A 19,148-nucleotide genomic window follows, 5' to 3' on the forward strand; every position below is an offset into this window, starting at 1 on the left:
GTCGAATCAGGTGGGGGTGAACGCCATGAAGGCCGGCGGCAACTGCAGGGAGACCGGCTCGAGGAACTCCTCGATGCCGAAGCGGCCGTTCTCGCGCCCGATGCCGGATTTCTTGAAACCGCCGAAGGGCGCCGCAGGGTTGAAGGGCGCGCCGTTGATGTCGACCTGCCCGGCGCGCAGGCGGCGCGCGACCGCCAGCGTCTGCGCGGCGACAGGGCCCCACACGGCGCCGGCCAGGCCGTAGTCGGTGCCGTTGGCCAAGGCAATGCCGGCGTCGATGCCGTCGTAAGCCATCAGCACCAGCACCGGGCCGAAGACCTCTTCCCGTGCCACGGCCATGCCGGGCTCGACGTCGGTGAGCACGGTGGGCGGCACGAAGAAGCCATGCGCGGGCACCGGGGTGTCGGCTTCGATGCGCCGCGCGCCGGCCGCGAGCGCCTCGTCGATCAGGCCCGACACCTTCTGCTGTTGCGCCCTGGAGATCAGCGGGCCGAGCCGCGTGGCACCGTCCGCCGGGTCGCCCATGCGGTAGCCGGCGAGCAGCTCCCGCGCGATGCCTTCGGCTTCGGCGAGCGACGCGCGCGGCACCAGCAGGCGCGTGGTCGCGGAGCAGGTCTGGCCCGAGTTCAGCATGCAGCCGGCCAGCGTCGCCTTCACGGCCAGCGCCAGGTCGGTCCCGGGCAGCACGAGCGCGGCCGACTTGCCGCCCAGCTCGAGCGCCACGCGCTTGATGTCGCTGCCGGCCACCGATGCAATGTGGCGCCCGGCGCGCGTCGAGCCGGTGAACGACACCATGTCGACGCCGGGGTGGCGCACCAGTGCGTCTCCCACCTCTGCGCCCACGCCGTGCACCAGGTTGAACACGCCGGGCGGAAGCCCGGCCTGCCGCACGGCCTCGGCCAGCAGGAAGGCGCTCGTGGGCGCGAGCTCCGAAGGCTTGAGCACCACGGTACACCCCGCGAGCAACGCGGGCGCGACTTTGCCGGTGATCTGGTGCAGCGGATAGTTCCACGGCGTGATGCAGGCCACCACGCCGGTGGGCACCTGCTGCACCAGCGAGTGGCCGATGCGCGATGTCCATTCGAATTCGGCCGCGAGGTCGGCGTACATGTCCCACGCCGCGAGGGGCGCGCCGACCTGGATGCGGGCTGCGAGCTTGCGCGGCATGCCGACCTCGCGCGAGATGGCGATGGCCAGGGCCTCGCCCTGCTCGCGCAGCGCCGCGGCCACCCGGCGCACGGCGGCGATGCGCTCGACCACGGGCGTCGCGGCCCAGCTTTCGAACGCGCCGCGCGCGGCGGCCACTGCCGCGTCGACGTCGGCCGCCGACGCGCTGCGGTAAGAGGCGAAGCTCGCCTCCGTGAAACTGTCGAGCACGGGCAGGTCGTGCTCGCCGTGCGCGGGCACCAGGGCCCCGCCGATGAAGAGGTGGGTGTGTCTTGTCATGCGGGTCATTCGTTGGGGGGGGTCGGGGTGCGGGCCGCGTCGCGCCGCGCGATGAACTCGCGCATCACGCGCTGCGGCTCGCCGGTCGAGTAGCACTCGAGCTGGTAGCGAATGCCCGCGCTGCAGGCTTCCTCGAAGCCCGGCTGCGTGCGTTCGCGAAAGCGCTGCTTGGTCGTGCGCAGCGCGGCGCCCGGCAATGCGGCCAAGGCGCTCGCGCGCTCCAGCGCGCGCGGCAGCACCTGGGCGGGCTCGACCAGGTCGTTGACCAGCCCCAGCTCGAAGGCGCGCTGCCCGGTGATGAGCTCGCCGGTGAGCGACAGCTGCTGGTTGAGCGAATGGCCGATCTGCAGCGACATCAGGTACGAGCCGACCACGCTCGCCAGGCCGGCCCTGACCTCGGGCTGCCCCATGCGCAGCGTGGCATGCGCCACCCGCAGGTCGCACATCAGCGCCATCTGGAAGCCCGCGCCGACCGCCGTGCCGTTCAGCGCGGCCACGATCGGCTTGGTCACGTCGCGCACCGCCTGGTACATCGCATGCTGGCGGCTGAGCCAGCCGGCCAGCGTGTGGGTGTCGATGGTGGCCGACTCGTCCAGGTCCTGGCCGCCGCAGAAGGCGCGCTCGCCGCTGCCGGTGAGCACCAGCGCGCGCACGGCGGGGTCGGCGTCGAGCGCTCGCAGCGCGTCGGTGAGGCCCTGGCGCAGCTCGGGGTCGACCGCGTTCATCACCGCGGGGCGGTGGAGCGTGACGACGGCGATGCCGTCGCGCTGCTGTACAAGAACCGTGTCATTCATGCCCATGCTCCTTGCGTGCCGGCGCGCTCGATCACCGCGTCGACGGCCCAGCCGCCCTGCCCTTCGTCGCCGACGATCAACGGATTCAGGTCGATCGACGCGATCGCCTTCGGGTGCGCGGCGGCCAGCGCGCCGAGCGCCACCGCCGCGCGGGCCACCACTTGCAGGTCGACCGGGTTCTCGCCGCGAACACCGGCCAGCACGGGCGCGATGCGCAGGCTGCGAAGCTTGGCGAGCACGTCGGCCTCGCAGAACGGGTGGAGCAGCACGACGAAGTCGCGCAGCGCCTCCACGTACTTGCCGCCGTCGCTCACCATGACCACCGTGCCGAACAGCGGGTCTTGCCGGACGCCGAGCGCGAACTCGCGGCGGCCGCGCACGCGCTGCGCGACGATCACGCCGTCCAGCGGCACGCCCATGGCCGCGACCTTTTGCGTGCAGCGGGTCCAGGCATCGACGACCGCTTCGGCCGTCTGCAGGCCGACGAAGACCAGGCCGTGCTCGCTCTTGTGCGGAATGCGCGCCGAGCAGGCCTTGACCACCACGTCCGGCCCCAGGGCGCGCCATGCCTGCACCGCCTCGTCGGCGTTGCGGCACAGCCGGTAGGGCACGGTGGGAATGCCGGCTTCGGCAATCAGCGCCAGGCTGTCGGCCTCGCTCAGCAGCGGCTCGTCGCCCCCGGCCGCTGGATGCATCGCGGGGAATGCAGGCACCGTTGCCACGGCGCCAGCCAGGGCGCTGCGCGCCGCCGCCTGCCGCAGCAGCGCGCCGTGCCGGCTCCACTGGTGCAGCGCGTCGATGGCATCGGTCTCGTGCGCGAACACCGGCACGCCGGCGGCACGGAAGGCCTCGCGTACCGACGCCTGCGGCGCCGATACCGCCGTCGGCTTGCCGCGCGATGCCGCGAAGCGCGCCGTGTCGCGGGCCATGCCCGGCACGTCGTAACCCTCGCCGGCCACCGGCACGCCGACCAGGAACATGTCGGCCTGCGGGTCGGCCGCCAGCGCGCCGAGCGTGTCGGCGTACATGCCCCCTTTGGTCATCAGCGACGCCGTGAGGTCGACCGGGTTCTGCGCCGTCGCGAAGCTGGGCATGATCGCGGCCAGCGCCTTCACCACCGGCGCGCCCAGTTCCGCCAGCGGCAGCCCCAGCGACTCGGCCGCGTCCGCGCACAGCACGCCGACCGCCCCGCTATGGCTCATGACCACCAGCCGCTCGGCAGGCCGCGGCGGCGCCGCGAGGTACAGCTCGACGGCGTTGACCAGGCCGTGCACGTCCCTCGCGCGCCAGATGCCGTGGCGCTCTAGAAAGGCGTCGACCACCACGTCGTCGTTGACGATGGCACCTGTGTGCGACGCGGCCGCCTTCGCGCCGTGCGCGCTGCGGCCCGACTTCAGCGCGACTACCGCCGCGCCGCGCGCGCCGGCCACGCGCGCCACCTCGGCCAGCATCGCCGGGTCGCCCAACGACTCGATGTACATCAGCACCACGCGAATGTCGGGGTCGGCAGCGGCGGCCAGCGCCAGTTCGCACACCGAGGCATCGGCGTCGTTGCCCGAGGCGACCAGGTAGCGCACGCCCACGCCGCGCTCGCGCAACATCGCATACGGCATCACGCTGGCCGCGCCGCTCTGGCTGACGATGGCCACGGGCCCGTCCTGCGGCGCGACCTCCATGAACATGGTGCTGAAGTTCATCACCGCGCCGGTCTGGAAGTTGGCCACGCCCTGCGCGTTGGGCCCGACCAGGCGCACGCCGAGGCGGCGCGCCTGCGCAACCAGCGCATGCTGCAGCGCCATGCCGGCGGCGCCGGTCTCGCCGAAGCCCGAGCTCATGACGATGGCCGCGGCCACGCCGCGCGCGGCGCACTGGTCGATCACGCCGGCCACGGCCTCCTGGCCGACCGCCACGATCGCCACGTCGGGCGCCTCCGGCAGCGCGTCGAGCGAGGGGTACGCGCGCAAGCCCTGCACCGTTTCGCGCTTCGGGTTGATCGGGTAGATGGCGCCGCGGAAGCCGAAGCGCTGCAGGTAGTGCAGGGGCCGGCCGCCGACCTTGTTGCGGTCTTCGGTGGCACCGACGACGGCGATGCGTTGCGGCGAGAACGCCGTCTTCAGGCGAGGATCGAGCATGGAATTCATGGGGAGCGTGCGATTCAGTCGAGGCTGGCGCCGGAGTTCTTCACCACCGGCGCCCACTTGGCGGTGTCGCTCTTGATGAGCGCGGCAAACTCGCCCGGCGTGGTACTGCGCGCCTCGGCGCCGTCGGCCTCCATGCGCTTCTTCATGTCGTCGGCGGCCATGATGGCGGCGATCTCGCGCTGCAGCCGGTCGATGACCGGCGCGGGCGTGGCCTTCGGCGCCAGCACGCCGTACCAGATCGCCACGTCGAAGCCCTTGAGCCCGGCCTCCTGCGCCGTCGGCACGTTGGGCAGCAGCGGCGAGCGCCTGGGCCCCGTCACGGCCACCGCATGCACCTTGCCGGCGGCGAGGTTCTGCGTTTGCTGGGCGATGGTGTCGAACATCATCGACAGCCGCCCGCCCAGCAGGTCGATGAGCGCGGGCGCGGAGCCCTTGTACGGAATGTGATTGATCTGGATGCCCGCGGTGCTGCGAAACAGCTCGCCCGACAGGTGGTTGGAGCTGCCGTTGCCGGCGGAGCCGTAGGTGAGCTCGCCCGGCTTCGCCTTGGCCAGCGCGACCAGTTCGGCCAGGTTCTTCGCCGGCACCTGCGGGCTGACGACCAGCACGTTCATGGTCGTGGCCATGAGGCTGACCGGCGCGAAGTCTTTCACCGGGTCGTAGCGCAGCTTCCTGTACAGGCTGGGGTTGATGGCCATCGTGCCGGTGGTGCCGAAGAACAGCATCTGCCCGTCGGCCGGTGCGCGCGCCACCAGTTCGGCGGCAATGCCGCCGCCGGCGCCGCCCCGGTTGTCGATGATGACCTGCTGCCCCAGCCTGTCGCCGAGCTTCTGGGCCAGCAGCCGAGCCATCGAATCGGTCGGGCCGCCGGGCGGGAACGGCACGACCAGGGTAACGGGTTGCCTGGGGTAGGCCGTGTCCTGGGCGTGCGACAGGGGCGAGGCCAGCAGCAGCGGCAGGGCCAGCGCCGCGCACAGCGAGTGCATGAGTTTCAAGCTTGTCTCCTTTTATGGTTTGCAACGCCGAGGTTAGGACGCGCGCTCGTTTCCAGAAAGAAGAATGAATGGATTTCAGGTTTCCATTAAAGTGAAACCATGAAACTCAAGCAGCTGGACACTTTCCTGCTCGTGGCGGACATGCAGTCGCTGTCGCGCGCGGCCATTGCGTCGGACACCGCGCAGTCGCTGGTGAGCCGGCAAATTTCCATGCTCGAGGCCGCGTGGGGCGGGCGGCTGTTCGAGCGCACCGGGCGCGGCATGACGCTGTCCGACTTCGGCAAGCGCATGTACCCGGAGGTCAAGCGCGTGCTCGACCAGGTGCACCAGCTCGACACCACCGCGAGCGAGGCGGCCGGCGTGCTGACCGGCACCGTGCATGTGGGCGTGCTGCCTTCGCTCTCGCGGCAACTTCTGCCCCGGCTGCTGGCCGACATTCGCGAGCGGGCGCCGGCCTTGCGCCTGCATGTACTGGAAGGCTTCAGCGGCACGCTGGACGATCAGCTGGCCTCAGGCAGGCTCGACATGATCGTCGTCAACCGCTACGGCTCTTCGGCGCTGCGCGGCGAAGACGTGCTCGGCAAGGTCGACACCTTTCTCGTCGGCAAGGCGGGCGGCCCCGAGCTTGCGGGACCGACGATGCCGTTTCGCGCCCTCGCCGGGCTGCCGCTGGTCTTGCCGGCCGTGCCCAACGGCCTGCGCGCCACGCTCGACGTGCTTTCGCGGCGGCACAACATCGAGCTCGACATCGTCATGGAGGTGGACACCGCCACGTCGATGAAAGACGTAGCGGCGAGCGGCCACGCCTTCACCCTGCTGCCGAAGACGGCGGTGGCGCAGGAAGTGGAGGCGGGCCTGCTTGGCGCGTGCCGGGTGGCGAGCCCCGGCATTCGGCGGACCATTGCGCTGAGCCTCTCGCGGCAAAGGCCGCTGTCGGACGGCGCGCGGCTGGTGGCCTCGCGAGTGAACCTGCTCGCGTCAGCCCTGCTGCGCGACCAGTGAGCCGGCCCGCGCCACGCGCCGCAGGGCCTGCGGCGGCTGGCCGTACACGCGCACGAAGGCGCGCCGCATGCGCTCGGTGTCTTCGAAGCCGGTGAGCCGCGCCACCGCTTCGATGCTGCTGTCGCCGCCCTCGATGTGCGCGCGCGCGACTTCGGCGCGAATGCGCTCCACGGCCTTGGCCGGGGTCTGCCCGGTCTCGGCCTTGAAGGCGCGCATGAACTGGCGCGGGCTCACGCAGGCCACGTCGGCCAGCCGCTCGATGCCGAGGTCGGCCGTCAGGTTTTCGCCGATGTGTGCCAGCACGGCGCGCATGCGCTCGCTTTGCGGCGCAAGGTCTTGCAGCGCCGAGAACTGCGACTGCCCGCCCGCGCGCCGGTGGTAGACCACCATCTCGCGCGCCACGGCGCCCGCGACGTCCGCGCCCAGGTCGGCCTCCACCATGGCCAGCGCCAGGTCGATGCCGGCGGCGATGCCCGCCGAGCTCCACACGTTGCCGTCGCGCACGAAGATGCGGTCGGCATCGACGGTGACGCCCGGGTGCTCCCGCTGCAGCCGCGTGGCCTGCCGCCAGTGCGTGGTGGCGCGGCGGCCGTCGAGCAGGCCCGCTTCGGCCAGTAGGAAAGCGCCGGTGCACACGCTGGCCACGCGCCGCCTGGCCGCGAACGCGGCGCGCAGGTGCTGCATGAGCGCGGGCGTGGCGGCGCCGGGCTTTCGCGCGCCCCAGCCGCCGGGCACGACGAGCGTGTCGGTATGGGTGCCACGCCAGCTGCGCGTTTGTATCTCTAGCCCGGCCGAGCACGTTACGCGCCCGCCGCGCTCCGACAGCACCGAGATCTCGTAGGCCGGGCCGCGCCGCTTGCGCCCCAGCTCGGCCGCCACCTGGAACACCGACAGCGGGCCCGCCATGTCCAGCAGCTGGAACTCGGGAACGAGCAGGAAGGCGACGGAATGGGTCATGTCACTTTATGAGGGAAATATGTCTTTCTTGCCGCAGTGTCGGTGCATAGAGTCGATGGTGTCAAACGCCCTTGCCTTGCTCACGTCCTTCCATGACCGACACCCCCTCCACCCCTACGTCCGCTGCGTCCGCCACGTCCGCTACAGGCCGCCGCGACGCGCGCGTGCTCGCGATCTGCCAGGGCCTCTACACGGCGGCCGTGTCCATCGACCTCACGCTCACCGCGCTCACGGGGCACATGCTCGCGCCCGACAAGTCGCTGGCCACGCTGCCGTTCGCGCTCATCACGGTGGCGGGCGCGGTGGCCACGTGGTTCGCCTCGCTGCTCATGCAGCGCATCGGCCGGCGCGGCGGCTTCACGCTGGGGGCGCTCGCGGGCACGGCGGGCGGGCTGGTGTCGGTGTGGGCGGTGTTCCACGACGACTTCTGGGTGTTCTGCGCCGGCACGGCGCTGGTGGGCGTGTACCAGGCCTTCGCGCAGTTCTACCGGTTGGCGGCGGCCGACGGCGTGGCCGCTGCGGACAAGAGCCGCGCGGTATCGACGGTGCTGGCAGGCGGGGTCGTCGCGGCCGTGGCGGGGCCTGCGCTGGCGGCGTGGAGCAAGGACCTTTTTCCGCCGGTGCTGTTCGCGGGCGCGTACCTGATGGTCGCGGTGCTGGGCGCGGTGTCGGTCGTGCTGATACTGGCGCTGTACCGCGACACGCAGGCGCAGGCCGCGCCGGGCGCGCCGGTCGACACGCGCCCGCCGCGGCCGCTGCGCGACGTCGCGCGCCAGCCGATCTTCATTGCCGCGCTGGCCAACAACGTGGTGGGCTCGGTGTCGAGGATGTTCGTGATGACGGCCGCGCCGCTGGCCGCCGTGGCCTGCAACCATTCCATCAACGACGGCGCGGGCATCATGCAGTGGCACCTGGTGGGCATGTATGCGCCGGCGCTGTTCGCGGGCGCGCTCATCCAGCGGTGGGGCCTGGCGCGGGTGGTGAGCCTGGGCATGGTGCTCAACGTGGTGTGCTCGGTGGTCGCGATGAACTCGACCACGCTGCCCGCCTTCTACGCCGCGCTGTTCTGCCTGGGCGTGGGCTGGAACTTCATGTTCGTTGCCGGCACCACGCTGCTGGCGCAGTCGTACCGGCCACAGGAGCGCGGCCGCGCGCAGGGCGCTGCCGAGCTGCTGCGCAACGTGTGCACCGCCTTCGCGACGCTGGCCGCCGGCCCCGCCCTCGACCACTTCGGCTGGGCGCCGCTCAATGCCGCGATGCTGCCGGTGGTGCTGCTCGCGGCCGGCATGACCTTCGTCTGGGTGCGCTCGGCGCGGCATGCGGCGGCGGTGAAGGCAGCGTGAGGCAGAAGCGAGGGCATTCGTTAGCGCGGGAGCGGTTGCGCTCGGTGGGCACGAAGCGCGTCAGGGCACCAGCGACCGCACCGCGTTTTCCAGCGCCCGAAGCAGCGGGCCTTTGCGCGCACTGAGCGTGTCGACGCTCATGCCCAGCGTGATGCCCATGTGAGGCTGCCCGGCAATGGCCGGCAGCAGCATCGACAGGTTCGCGTAGCCGGCGCGAGGGTAGTGGATGCTTTCCGCCCACCCGCGCTCGCGGCACGCCCGAACCTCGGCCACGAGCGCCGGCACGTTCACGCGCTGCTCCGAAGACGTCGCCTGCGCGTTGGCGCGCTGCGCGATGCGCTGAACCTCGCGGTCGCTCTCGCGCGTCAGCAGCATCTTTCCGGCGGCGGACAGGCACACCGGCCGCATCACGCCGACGGAGTACCGCAGCGCGTTGGGCTTGTGGCTCGGCAGCGAAAGAATGAATCGCACGTGGATGCCCTGGCGCAGGCCCACCAGCACGGCCTGGCCGGTGTGCAGGCGCAGTTGCTCCATGTTGGAGAACAGGCTGGCCTGGCCGAACAGCTCGTCGTGCATCCAGGTGCCCAGCAGCATCACGCGCAGGGTGGGCCGGTAGCTGCGGGTGGCGGTGTCGTGGATGAGGTAGCCGAGCGACTCCAGCGTGCGCAGCAGCATCGAGGTGCTGGACTGCGGGTAGTCCAGCGCGTCCGCCACCTCCGACACGGTGGCGGGGCCGTGGCGCGCGGCGAAGAACTCCAGCATTTCCAGCGTCCTGCGCGCGGACTTGACCTCGGAGCGCTCCGACGCGTGCGCATTCGCTTCGTTTGCCGCATTCGACGGGGCCTGCGTAGCTTTGGGTTTCATGGGGCAACGGTGTGTGCGGCAGCCGACTATGCCGCGCCCCGGCCCGCCGCAGCTTCGCGCTAACCCCTATCGGTTCATCACATATGTGATGCACCTGCGGGGTGGCCAAACCTACATTCGTTCGCAGTCCCGCCCCCCACGAAGGAGATCGAACGATGTTTCCCCGCAACTGCTGGTACGTCGCCGCCATGGCGCACGAAGTGAGCGACGCGCTGTTCCCGCGCACCCTGCTGAACGAGCCGGTGCTGCTGTTCCGCCGCCAGGACGGCAGCGCCGCGGCCATTGAAAACCGCTGCAGCCACCGGCGCGTGTCGCTGCACCTGGGCAAGCGCGTGGGCGACCACGTGCAGTGCGGCTACCACGGAATGGAGTTCGACGGCAGCGGCCAGTGCGTGCGCATTCCCAACCAGCAGCGCATTCCGCCGAAGGCCTGCATCAAGGCCTACCCGCTGGTCGAACGCGACGGCTTCCTGTGGATCTGGATGGGCGACAAGGCCCTGGCCGCGCACACCCCGGTGCCCGACTTCTCGGCCGTGTGCAGCTCGCCCGCCTACGTGGGCCGGCGCGGCGACGCGCTGCGCGTGGAGGCGCCCTACACCTACAACCTGGAGAACGTGATGGACCTGTCGCACGTGAGCTATGCGCACCAGCAGACCGTCGGCACGCAGGACGTGGCCGAGACCAGGCCGCGCACGACCGTGTCGGCGCACGGCGTGGAAGTGCACCGCGAGTGGGAGCGCACCGAGGCCGCGCCGGTGTTCAAGCGCCTGTTCGGCTGGAGCGAGACCCGGCGCACGCAGACCATCCGATTCTGGCCGGGCGCCAACATCCAGCTGGACATCAGCTCGCAGCCGGTGGGCAACACCGACCCCGCGCTGGTGCGCAACATTCGCGTGGTGGGGCCCTGCACGCCCGAGACCGAAGGCACGCACCTGAAGTTCTCCACCATGTACCGCGACTTCGCGCTGGACGACGCGGACATCACCCAGCGGCTCGCCGATGCCTTCCTGGTCACCCTGCACGAAGACAAGGTGCTGATGGAGAACCAGTGGCGCAACGTGTTCGCCGACGGTGCCGGCGCGCCGATGGTCGACATCGCGGTCGACCAAGCGCCGCTGGCCACGCGCCGCATGCTGCAGAAGATGGCGCTCGCTGAAAGCCAGGGCCAGGGCCAGGCCCAACCCTGAACCGCGGCCATGCGCGTGCACGCAGCCCCTTGAACAACAACACAGAGACAACCCCCATGACCACCCAACGACGTATTGCCCTCGCCGCCATGCTGGCGACACTCTGCGGCTTGAGCGGTGCGGCGCGAGCCGCCGAGCCCGCCGCCTTCCCGCGCAAGCCCGTGACCATCGTCGTGCCCTACCCGGCCGGCGGCGCGTCCGACGCGCTGATACGGCCCATGGCCGAGAAGCTCTCGCGCATGTGGGGCCAGCCGGTGATTGTAGACAACCGCACCGGCGCCAACGGCATCATCGCGACGCAGGCGGTGATGCGCGCCGAGCCCGACGGCCACACAATCCTGCTGCACCTGACGGGCTTCATCCAGAACGCCAGCCTGTACCGCAAGCTGCCCTACGACCCGTTCAAGGACCTGGCACCCGTGACCCAGCTGGGCACGCAGCCGATGGGGCTGGCGGTGGGGCCGGCGAGCCCGTACACCTCGGTGGCGGCGCTCTCGGGCGGCCTCAAGGGGAAGGCAGCGGGCACCAGCGACTTCAGCTACGGCTCGTTCGGCATCGGCTCCACCGGCCACATCTTCGGCGAGCTGCTCAAGCAGAACATCGGCGTGGACATGCCCCACGTGGCCTACCGCGGCGAGGGGCCGATGCTGATCGACCTGATGTCGGGCCGAGTGACCGTCGGCTTCGTCTCGTCGGCCACGGCGGCGACGCGGCAGAAGGACAAGTCGCTGCACATCCTGGCCGTGACCGGGCCGCACCGGCTGGCGTCGATGCCGCAGGTGCCGACCCTGTCCGAGGCCGGCATGAAGGGCTACGACCTGGTGGGCTGGTACGGCTTCTTCCTGCCGAAGAACACGCCTGCCGCGGTGGTCGAGCGCATTGCCGCCGACACGCGCACCGTGCTAGCTCAGCCCGACATCGTCGCGCGCATGCGCGAGCTCGAAATAGAACCCACCGGCACCTCGCCCGCCGACTTCGCGAAGCTGCTGCGCAGCGACTACGCGAAGTGGGACGGGCTCATCAAGCAATTCAAGATCGAACTGGAATGACCACGACATGCTGAGCTCCACCACCCTGCCTGCGCGCCTGCAACTCGCAGATCCGCTGCTGCTGAAGACCCAGGCCCACATCGGCGGCCAGTGGCTCGACGCCGACGACGGCGCGACCTTCGACGTGACCGACCCCGCGAGCGGCGCGCTGCTGGCCGCCGTGGCCGCCATGGGCGCTGGCGAAACGGCACGCGCCATCGAGGCCGCCCAGGCCGCCTTGCCCGCATGGAAGGCGCTGCCCGCCGCCGCCCGCGCCGGCGTGCTGCGCCGCTGGAACGACCTGATGCTCGCGCACGCCGAAGACCTGGCGCGCATCCTCACCGCCGAGCAGGGCAAGCCGCTGGACGACGCGCGCGCCGAGGTGGGCTACGCGGCCTCGTTCATCGAGTGGTATGCCGAAGAGGCGCGCCGCGTGTACGGCGACGTGATTCCCGGGCCCTCGGGCGACCGGCGCATCGTGGCGCTGAAGGAGCCCGTGGGCGTGTGCGCGGCCATCACGCCGTGGAATTTTCCGTACGCGATGGTCACGCGCAAGGCGGCGGCCGCGCTGGCCGCCGGCTGCACCATGGTGCTGAAGCCGGCCGAGCAGACACCGCTGTGCGCGTTCGCGCTCATGGAGCTGGCCGTGCGCGCCGGCGTGCCGGCCGGTGTGTTCAACGTGGTCACCGGCGACCCGGTGGCCATCGGCGGCGCGCTCACCGCGAGCCCGGTGGTGCGCAAGCTCAGCTTCACGGGCTCGACCGAGGTCGGCCGCCTGCTGATGCGCCAGTCCGCCGGCACGCTGAAGAAGCTGTCGCTGGAGCTGGGCGGCAACGCGCCCTTCATCGTGTTCGAAGACGCCGACCTGGACGCGGCCGTCGACGGCCTCATGGTCGCCAAGTTTCGCAATGCCGGCCAGGCCTGCATCGCGGCCAACCGGGTCTATGTGCATGCGCGCGTTTACGAGCGCTTCGCCGACAGGCTCGCAGGCGCCGTCGCCGCGCTCAACGTGGCCGAAGGCACGGTGCCGGGCTCGCAGATCGGCCCGCTGATCGACGCCGACGCGCTGGCCAAGGTCGAGCGCCACGTGGCGGACGCGGTGGCGCGCGGGGCGCGCGTGCTGGTGGGCGGCAAGCCGCATGCGCTCGGCGGCAGCTACTACGAGCCGACCGTGCTGGCCGGTGCCGATGCATCGATGCTGCTGGCGCAGGAGGAAACCTTCGGCCCCGTGGCACCGCTCTTTCGTTTCGACGACGACGCCGAGGCCATTGCGCACGCCAACAGCCTGGAGTTCGGGCTGGGCGCGTACGTGTACAGCCGCGACCACGCACGCATCTGGCGGACCATCGACGCGCTGGAAGTCGGCATGGTCGGCGTGAACAGCGGGCTGATCTCGACCGCGGTGGCGCCCTTCGGCGGCGTGAAGCAGTCGGGCATCGGGCGCGAAGGCTCGTACCACGGCATCGAGGAATACCTGGTCGTGAAGTACGTGTGCCTGGGCGGGCTCGATGGGCTCGGCGTTTCTGGCTCCCCCGGCTCACCTCGCACTGCCCTGCACGCATGAGCACCTTCGACGTTCGGCTGCACGCGGTTCGCCTCGAAGCAGAAGGCGTGCACTCCTTGGAGCTGCGGGCGTTGCCGGGGCAGGCGCTGCCGCCCTTCACGGCGGGGGCGCACATCGACCTGCACCTGCCGAACGGCATGGTGCGCAGCTATTCGCTGTCGAACCCGCCCGCCGAAACGCTGCGCTACGTGCTCGGCGTGCACCGCAGCCCGACCAGCCGCGGTGGCTCGGCGCTGGTGCATGCGCAGCTGCACGTCGGCCAGACGCTGCGCGTGGGCATGCCGCGCAACAACTTCCCCTTGTTCGAGGCCGCGCCGCACACCGTGCTGATCGCGGGGGGCGTCGGCATCACGCCGCTGCGCTCGATGATCGGCCGGCTCGAGGCGCTGGGCCGCTCGTGGGAGCTGTTCTATGGCTGCCGCCGCCGCGCCTGCGCCGCCTGGCACGACGAGCTGCTGGCCCTGGACGCGCAGGCACCCGGGCGGGTGCATTTCAGCTTCGACGGCGAACACGACAAAAACGGTGAACACGGCGAACAGCGGCTGGACCTGCGCCGCATCGTGGCCGAAGCGCGCGGCGATGCGCACCTGTACTGCTGCGGCCCGCGCCCGATGCTGGAGGCCTTCGAGGCCGCCACGGCCGGCCTGTCGCGCGAACGGGTGCACATGGAGTACTTCAGCGCCAGGGAGGCGCCCGCGAGCGAAGGCGGGTTCCGCGTCGAGCTGGCGCGAAGCAGCCGCACCGTGTGCGTTGCGCCGGGCCAGACCATCTTGGACACGCTGCTGGCCGCCGGCGTGGACGCGCCCTACGCATGCATGGAGGGTGTGTGCGGCTCGTGCGAAACGCGGGTGCTTGCCGGCACGCCCGACCACCGCGACCTGGTGCTGTCGAGCGAGGAGCAGCGCGCGAACGACCGCATGATGATCTGCTGCTCGGGCGCGAAGACCGCGACGCTGGTGCTAGACCTGTGACTTGCCTGGCGTGCGGGAGGGGGCGAGGGCTGAGGCCGGGCCAGGCACTGCGGGTTTGCGCTTGGTGGCTGCGGGCTGCTTTTTCCTTCCACCCTGCGCCACCCACTGGTCGACCATCGTCATCACCAGCTCCCGCACCATCGTGCGTGTCTTCGTCCATGGCATGCCGGGCGTCATGTGCGGGAACAGCACCGTGCCGTGCACCGCGGCCAGCAGCACGTCTGCGGCGGCGCGCGACGACAGCGTGGGCCGCGCGATCGTCTCGAAGAGCGCATCGACCGTTTCGTAGTACAGCGCCAGGATGTCGCGCACCGCCTGCGACTTCGCGAACACGTCGGTCGCCGAACGTGCCGCGGGTGCAGGAAAGATGACAAGGAAATCCTCCATGTGCGAAAGCCAGTAGTCGGCCGTGCCGATGAACAGCTTCTTCACCCGCTCGACCGGGTCGGGCGTGCGCGCGACCACGCGCCTGAACTTCTGCGTGGCGGCCTGCATGTCTTCGCCGCGAATGTGGAAGAACAGGTCTTGCTGGTCGCGAAAGTACTGGTAGATCGCGCCCGGCGCGTAGCCGGCCTCGGTGGCCACGCGGCGCAAGGACACCGCCGCAAGCCCTTCCTGGCTGACCAGGCGGCGGCCGGCGGCGATGAACGCGGCCTTGACCCGCTCCTTGTCTTCGGGGGTGCGGGCGCGGCTGAGAACCTCGCTGCTCGGCTTGCGGAATGGCATCAGTACGACCAAGTGACAGAACGCAAAAGTATAGGTGCGGCGGGGAAAACCCCGATACTTATTGAACACGTTCAAATAAAATCCGGCCATGCCCGAAACACTTGCCAGCGCCACCCCGTCCTGCTGTTGCGCAGCAGCCACCGCCACGAAGCCGGTTGCGTCTACGCTCACGCCGCCGGCATCGGTGAGCGGCCGGTTCGAGCTGGTCGATCACTTCGGCCAGGCCGTGAACCAAGGCAGCTTCGGCGCGAAGCACCTGCTGGTGTTCTTCGGCTTCTCGCACTGCGCGGTGGTGTGCCCGCGAGAGCTTTCGAAGCTCAGCGCCGCGCTGGAAATGCTGGGCCCGCTGGCCGAACGCGTGCAGCCGCTGTACATCTCGGTGGACCCGGCGCGCGACACGCCCGCCGTGCTGCAGCGCTACCTGTCGCCGTACACCCACCCAGCCACGCACGCTGCCGGCGGTTTCCTCGGCTTGACCGGTTCGCCCGAGCAGGTCGAGGCCGCGAAGAAATCGTTTCGCGTGTTCGCTGCGCCCGTGCCCGACGCCGACGCGCCGGGCGGCTATGTCGTGCCCCACACCGCGCTCGCCTACCTCATGGCGCCGGGTGGCAGCTACGCCACCCACTTCGCGGAAACGCTGGACGCCGCCACGGTGTCCGCGCGCCTTCGCACCCACCTGGAGCGCACCGCCAATGCCGCCAACTGACTCGAGCGCGGAAGCAGGCACCCTTCGCCTGAGCGACCGCCAAGCCGGCCACCTGCGGCATTTCGCCAACCTGTCGCGCCAGCCGGTGAACGACTGGTCGTTCATGCAGGGCCGCGGCACCGGGCAGGACGACTTCGGCGGCTACCGCTTCCAGATGGCGTACATGGCCTACGCCCTGGCGCTGGCGCATCGCCACCGCCTGCCCGCCGCGCCGGGCGTGTTCAAGCCGCTGTTCGAGCGCTTCATGCAGAAGATGCTGCTGCCCGAGGTGTGGATGTACTGGGCGCGCGTGAGCCGCGGCGGCAGCGTGCTCAACGCCCACCTGTCCGGCGGCTACGCCGAAGACTGGAACCCCGTCGGGCGCGACAACATCATGTACAGCGCCTACGTGCAGTCGATGGCGCTGCTGTACAACTACCTGTTCGACGACGACCGCTACGCCGCCCCCGGCGCGCTGACCTTCAGCTACTGGTCTTTCTTCTGGGGCGGCAAGGAACGGCGCTTCGAGTACGACCAGGCCAGCCTCAACCAGCACATCTACTGGCAGATGGTCGAGAGCGGCTACGTGGGGGTGGCGTGCGAGCCCAACTGCGTGTTCCAGATCTGCAACCAGCCCGCCATCCTCGGGTTTCGCATGCACGACCTAGTCACCGGCGAAGCGATGGCCGAGGAAGTGACGCAGGGCTACCAGAAAGCATGGGAGCAGTTCGGCCGGCTGGGCGCCAACGGCCACTACAACACCATGATGTCGCAGGACACCCGCGCCATCCGCGACAACGCGGGCCCGTCGCCCTGGGTCGACGCATGGTGCGGCACCCTCATGAACATGTGGAACCGCGAGTTCGTGCACACCCACTACCCCGCGCAGATTGCCGGCTGGCTCATTCACGAGCCCGACGGCATGCTGTCGGTGCGCTCCTTCGAGCGGCCCGAGGTGATGGGCCAGAAGATCGTTAACGACGACTCCGACTTCGGCTGGGCCGCGACCTGGGCTTCGGAAATGGGCGACACCGCCGTGCTCGACGGGCTCATGAAGCACGCGGAGCGCTTCATGTCCCCCAGCTGGCGCGACGGTGGCTTTCACTACCCACGCAACGATGTGCTGGCGGACAAGGATGGCTACCGCACGCTCGTGGAGGCCATGACCGGCAACGTGCTGCTGGGCTACGCGAGCCTGAACGTGGCCGATGGGCTCTGGCGGCTGTACAACGAGCCATGGCCGGCGTCGCACTACCGCGACCCGGCCCTGACGCAGGTGGACGACGGCGTGGATGTGCTGCGGGCACATGTGGCGGAAGCGGCGCAAGGCGGCGCGCGCCGGCTGCACTTCACGGTGCGCCGTTGCACCGTGGGCCGCGGCGGCTTCGACATCGAGATCGGGCGGCTGGCGAACTGCGGCGACTGGACGCTCATGCAAGGCGGGCAGAATGTTGCGCGAGGCACTGGCGGGCAGCTGACGGCGTCGCAGGCATTCGACATTCGCGCGGTGGCAGGCGGCATCGGGCTCACCTGCCCCGAGGGCGAGGCGCGCGACTTCGAACTGGTGTTCGCGCCGCGCGCAGCCTGAAGCACCGCTTCAGACGCCTGCGCCCGACGCTGTGAACCGGTGATCTCAGCGGCACCACCAGCTTTCTTTGCGAATCAGGCAGTTGGCCTACAAATCGCGCTCTTTGGCATGGCCTAGATTGGCATCGAGGTAGCACCTCGACCAACTCCGTCCAACCCTTTGCTGTCTCTTGAACCCGCCTTGGCGGGTTCTTTTTCGTGAGGCTGCCGCAGACCTGTCCGCACGCGAACCCCGCAGCCTCCGTCCTACCCATGGACGCGTACTTTGCCGAAGTTTGGAAGAACAGCAGCCGCTAACGATATTTTGTCGTCAACTTTCTCCAGCTGGAAATGAAGCTTCAAGAATTGCTCTCTTCCGCCCTCATCGGTGCCGTCGCCAGCGCCCGCTCCATGACACCGATGGCAAGCCTCGCTGCGGCGCGGTTGCTGGGCAATCGCACACCGGGCCGTCTGCTGCTGCTCGACCAGCCGGTGTTCAAGTACGCCGCCTTGGCCATGGGCGCGGGTGAGTTGTTCGGCGACAAGATGAAGACCGCGCCCGACCGCACGGTGTTCCTGGGGCTGCTGGCGCGGGTCATGAGCGCCGGCATTGCGGGCGCCGCCTTGGCGCCGCGCGGGCGCGAGCAAGCAGGCGCAACCACCGCGGTCGCGACCGCCGTGCCCCTGGCCTACCTCACGCTCGCCTGCCGTAAGCGCGCGATGGCGCACATCGGTCAGACCCGCAGCGGGTTGATCGAAGACGCCCTAATCGTGGCCGCCGGCGTGGCGATCGTGGCGCTCACCGTGAAGCGGAACTGACGCGCGTCTCGCTCGATTCGATTTCTTCCACCGTGACCTCATGTCGCCCATCTCCAACGGGCCGTAGTTGGAAAGAAAGGCCACATCCGCCCCGTCGCGGCCATAGGCCACCACGATGCGGCCCCCGCGAGGCTGATTCTGCGTGGCGTCGAAGGGGTACCAGCGACCGCCGGCGAAGGCCTCGAACCGTGCGTGCATGTCCATCGGGTCAAGCTCGTGCAGGAAGCCAACCACGAGGCGGGCGGGGATATGCAGTGCGCGGCACAGCGAAATGCCGACATGGAAAAGTCCCGGCACACCCCTGTGCCATCGTCAAGCATGTCCAGGGCATCAGTAGAGCCGCCGGCCACGCCGTACCGGTATTCGAGGTTGGTGTGGATCCAGCTTTGGATGGCTTCGACTTGCGCATAGCCGGGCACCGCGTCGCCGGCGATCTGCTCGGCGCGCTCACCCATCTTGTCGGACGGGCAATAGCGGCTCTGCAGCTGGCCCGAACGGATGTAGGCAACAGGCTCATGCAGCTGGGAATCGAGCCGCAGGCACGATCGCGCGAGGAACTAAAGGCCTCTGCCGAGACTGAAAAGAAGAAATGGGCGCACCTGATCAAGGCTGCGGGACTGAAGCCAGGCTAAACAGCATTGGCCGTAGCACGCCAGCACCCTTGAGGCCACCGCTAGGGAAGGTTTTACATGGGCGCCTCCCGGATTACAAGAATTCACTGCATGAATATTCAGGAGGCAGGGCTGCAGTCTCATATTTGAATCGCCCCGGCTCTCATGGAGGCCAGTTGGTTTAAGTCATGCCGCCGTCTTGGCGGACTGACTGGCGAGTTGCCGGTAATAGTTTGCCTCAGCTTCTGCAGGCGGGATGTAGCCGATGGGTTCGAGCAGGCGATGGTGGTTGAACCAGGACACCCATTCGAGCGTCGCGAACTCCACCGACTCCTTGGTCTTCCACGGCGCCCGGCGATGGATCAGCTCGGCCTTGTAGAGGCCGTTGATCGTCTCGGCCAGGGCGTTGTCATAGGAGTCGCCTTTGCTGCCCACTGATGGCTCAATGC

At 69.7% G+C, this 19,148-nt stretch carries 18 protein-coding genes and 1 pseudogene; 10 read left to right on the forward strand and 9 right to left on the reverse strand.

The genetic code is table 11. The features are described from left to right. Positions 1-6: 6 nt before the first annotated feature. The 4 genes from AC1DJH_RS15850 to AC1DJH_RS15865 are packed head-to-tail and all read right to left on the reverse strand — an operon-like array spanning position 7 to position 5,367. Positions 7-1,446, reverse strand: coding sequence for an aldehyde dehydrogenase family protein (locus AC1DJH_RS15850; protein ID WP_472125927.1), 1,440 nt, complete (start codon positions 1,444-1,446; stop codon positions 7-9). Between the two features lie 5 nt (positions 1,447-1,451). Continuing rightward, positions 1,452-2,240, reverse strand: a complete 789-nt coding sequence (locus AC1DJH_RS15855; RefSeq protein WP_478186295.1) for an enoyl-CoA hydratase/isomerase family protein — start codon at positions 2,238-2,240, stop codon at positions 1,452-1,454. Next, positions 2,237-4,381, reverse strand: coding sequence for an acetate--CoA ligase family protein (locus tag AC1DJH_RS15860; protein WP_472125933.1), 2,145 nt, complete (start codon positions 4,379-4,381; stop codon positions 2,237-2,239). Before AC1DJH_RS15860 ends, AC1DJH_RS15855 begins: the two co-directional genes overlap by 4 nt. 14 nt (positions 4,382-4,395) lie before the next feature. Then, positions 4,396-5,367, reverse strand: coding sequence for a tripartite tricarboxylate transporter substrate binding protein (locus tag AC1DJH_RS15865; RefSeq protein WP_478186309.1), 972 nt, complete (start codon positions 5,365-5,367; stop codon positions 4,396-4,398). Between the two features lie 108 nt (positions 5,368-5,475). Here AC1DJH_RS15865 and AC1DJH_RS15870 point away from each other — a divergent pair, with 108 nt between their 5' ends. Next, positions 5,476-6,378 (forward strand): LysR substrate-binding domain-containing protein, encoded by a 903-nt coding sequence (locus AC1DJH_RS15870; protein WP_472125937.1) that lies wholly within the window; start codon positions 5,476-5,478, stop codon positions 6,376-6,378. Here the strand turns inward: AC1DJH_RS15870 and AC1DJH_RS15875 are convergent. Further along, entirely contained in the window at positions 6,355-7,335 is a 981-nt protein-coding gene (locus tag AC1DJH_RS15875; protein ID WP_478186296.1) for a GlxA family transcriptional regulator, read from the reverse strand. The two genes, AC1DJH_RS15870 and AC1DJH_RS15875, sit on opposite strands and share 24 nt — an antisense overlap. A 92-nt stretch (positions 7,336-7,427) precedes the next feature. On the opposite strand from AC1DJH_RS15875, the gene AC1DJH_RS15880 reads away from it, so the two are divergent. Then, positions 7,428-8,678 carry an MFS transporter gene (locus AC1DJH_RS15880; RefSeq protein ID WP_478186297.1) on the forward strand — a complete coding sequence of 417 codons (1,251 nt, stop codon included), beginning with the start codon at positions 7,428-7,430 and terminating at the stop codon, positions 8,676-8,678. 60 nt (positions 8,679-8,738) lie between these two features. Here the strand turns inward: AC1DJH_RS15880 and AC1DJH_RS15885 are convergent, their stop codons facing one another. Beyond that, positions 8,739-9,542 carry an IclR family transcriptional regulator gene (locus AC1DJH_RS15885; protein WP_472125943.1) on the reverse strand — a complete coding sequence of 268 codons (804 nt, stop codon included), beginning with the start codon at positions 9,540-9,542 and terminating at the stop codon, positions 8,739-8,741. A 155-nt stretch (positions 9,543-9,697) separates the two neighbouring features. Between AC1DJH_RS15885 and AC1DJH_RS15890 the strand changes: the two genes are divergently transcribed. Genes AC1DJH_RS15890 through AC1DJH_RS15905 form a run of 4 tightly spaced genes read left to right on the forward strand, consistent with a single transcriptional unit; the run spans position 9,698 to position 14,292 of the window. Continuing rightward, entirely contained in the window at positions 9,698-10,729 is a 1,032-nt protein-coding gene (locus AC1DJH_RS15890) for a Rieske 2Fe-2S domain-containing protein (RefSeq protein WP_478186298.1), read from the forward strand. Positions 10,730-10,785: 56 nt separating this feature from the next. Next, a complete protein-coding gene (locus tag AC1DJH_RS15895) occupies positions 10,786-11,778 on the forward strand; it encodes a Bug family tripartite tricarboxylate transporter substrate binding protein (protein ID WP_478186299.1) in 993 nt (330 codons plus the stop codon). Between the two features lie 7 nt (positions 11,779-11,785). Then, positions 11,786-13,321 carry an NAD-dependent succinate-semialdehyde dehydrogenase gene (locus tag AC1DJH_RS15900; protein ID WP_478186300.1) on the forward strand — a complete coding sequence of 512 codons (1,536 nt, stop codon included), beginning with the start codon at positions 11,786-11,788 and terminating at the stop codon, positions 13,319-13,321. Then, complete coding sequence (locus tag AC1DJH_RS15905; RefSeq protein ID WP_478186301.1) at positions 13,318-14,292, forward strand: PDR/VanB family oxidoreductase; 975 nt, start codon at positions 13,318-13,320, stop codon at positions 14,290-14,292. The genes AC1DJH_RS15900 and AC1DJH_RS15905 overlap by 4 nt, the downstream gene beginning before the upstream one ends. Here the strand turns inward: AC1DJH_RS15905 and AC1DJH_RS15910 are convergent. Further along, a complete protein-coding gene (locus AC1DJH_RS15910; protein WP_478186302.1) occupies positions 14,281-15,018 on the reverse strand; it encodes a TetR/AcrR family transcriptional regulator in 738 nt (245 codons plus the stop codon). The genes AC1DJH_RS15905 and AC1DJH_RS15910 overlap by 12 nt on opposite strands. A gap of 88 nt (positions 15,019-15,106) precedes the next feature. Between AC1DJH_RS15910 and AC1DJH_RS15915 the strand changes: the two genes are divergently transcribed. From AC1DJH_RS15915 to AC1DJH_RS15925, 3 genes are all read left to right on the forward strand, one after another. Next, positions 15,107-15,724, forward strand: coding sequence for an SCO family protein (locus AC1DJH_RS15915; RefSeq protein ID WP_478186303.1), 618 nt, complete (start codon positions 15,107-15,109; stop codon positions 15,722-15,724). Further along, positions 15,711-17,291: a linalool dehydratase/isomerase domain-containing protein gene (locus AC1DJH_RS15920; protein WP_478186304.1), complete on the forward strand. Its 1,581-nt coding sequence runs from the start codon at positions 15,711-15,713 to the stop codon at positions 17,289-17,291. The genes AC1DJH_RS15915 and AC1DJH_RS15920 overlap by 14 nt, the downstream gene beginning before the upstream one ends. Before the next feature lie 398 nt (positions 17,292-17,689). Further along, positions 17,690-18,088 (forward strand): hypothetical protein, encoded by a 399-nt coding sequence (locus tag AC1DJH_RS15925; RefSeq protein ID WP_472125966.1) that lies wholly within the window; start codon positions 17,690-17,692, stop codon positions 18,086-18,088. Here AC1DJH_RS15925 and AC1DJH_RS15930 read toward each other — a convergent pair. After that, positions 18,035-18,543: pseudogene (locus tag AC1DJH_RS15930) on the reverse strand (transglutaminase-like domain-containing protein). The gene AC1DJH_RS15925 and the pseudogene AC1DJH_RS15930 overlap by 54 nt on opposite strands. On the opposite strand from AC1DJH_RS15930, the gene AC1DJH_RS15935 reads away from it, so the two are divergent. Continuing rightward, positions 18,475-18,720, forward strand: coding sequence for a hypothetical protein (locus AC1DJH_RS15935; RefSeq protein WP_478186310.1), 246 nt, complete (start codon positions 18,475-18,477; stop codon positions 18,718-18,720). The pseudogene AC1DJH_RS15930 and the gene AC1DJH_RS15935 sit on opposite strands and share 69 nt — an antisense overlap. A gap of 165 nt (positions 18,721-18,885) precedes the next feature. On the opposite strand, the gene AC1DJH_RS15940 is transcribed toward AC1DJH_RS15935, so the two are convergent. After that, positions 18,886-19,148, reverse strand: a 263-nt coding sequence (locus AC1DJH_RS15940) for an integrase core domain-containing protein (protein WP_478186305.1), incomplete at its 5' end; no start/stop codon positions are given.

This window comes from Variovorax sp. 10N412, from assembly GCF_056394985.1.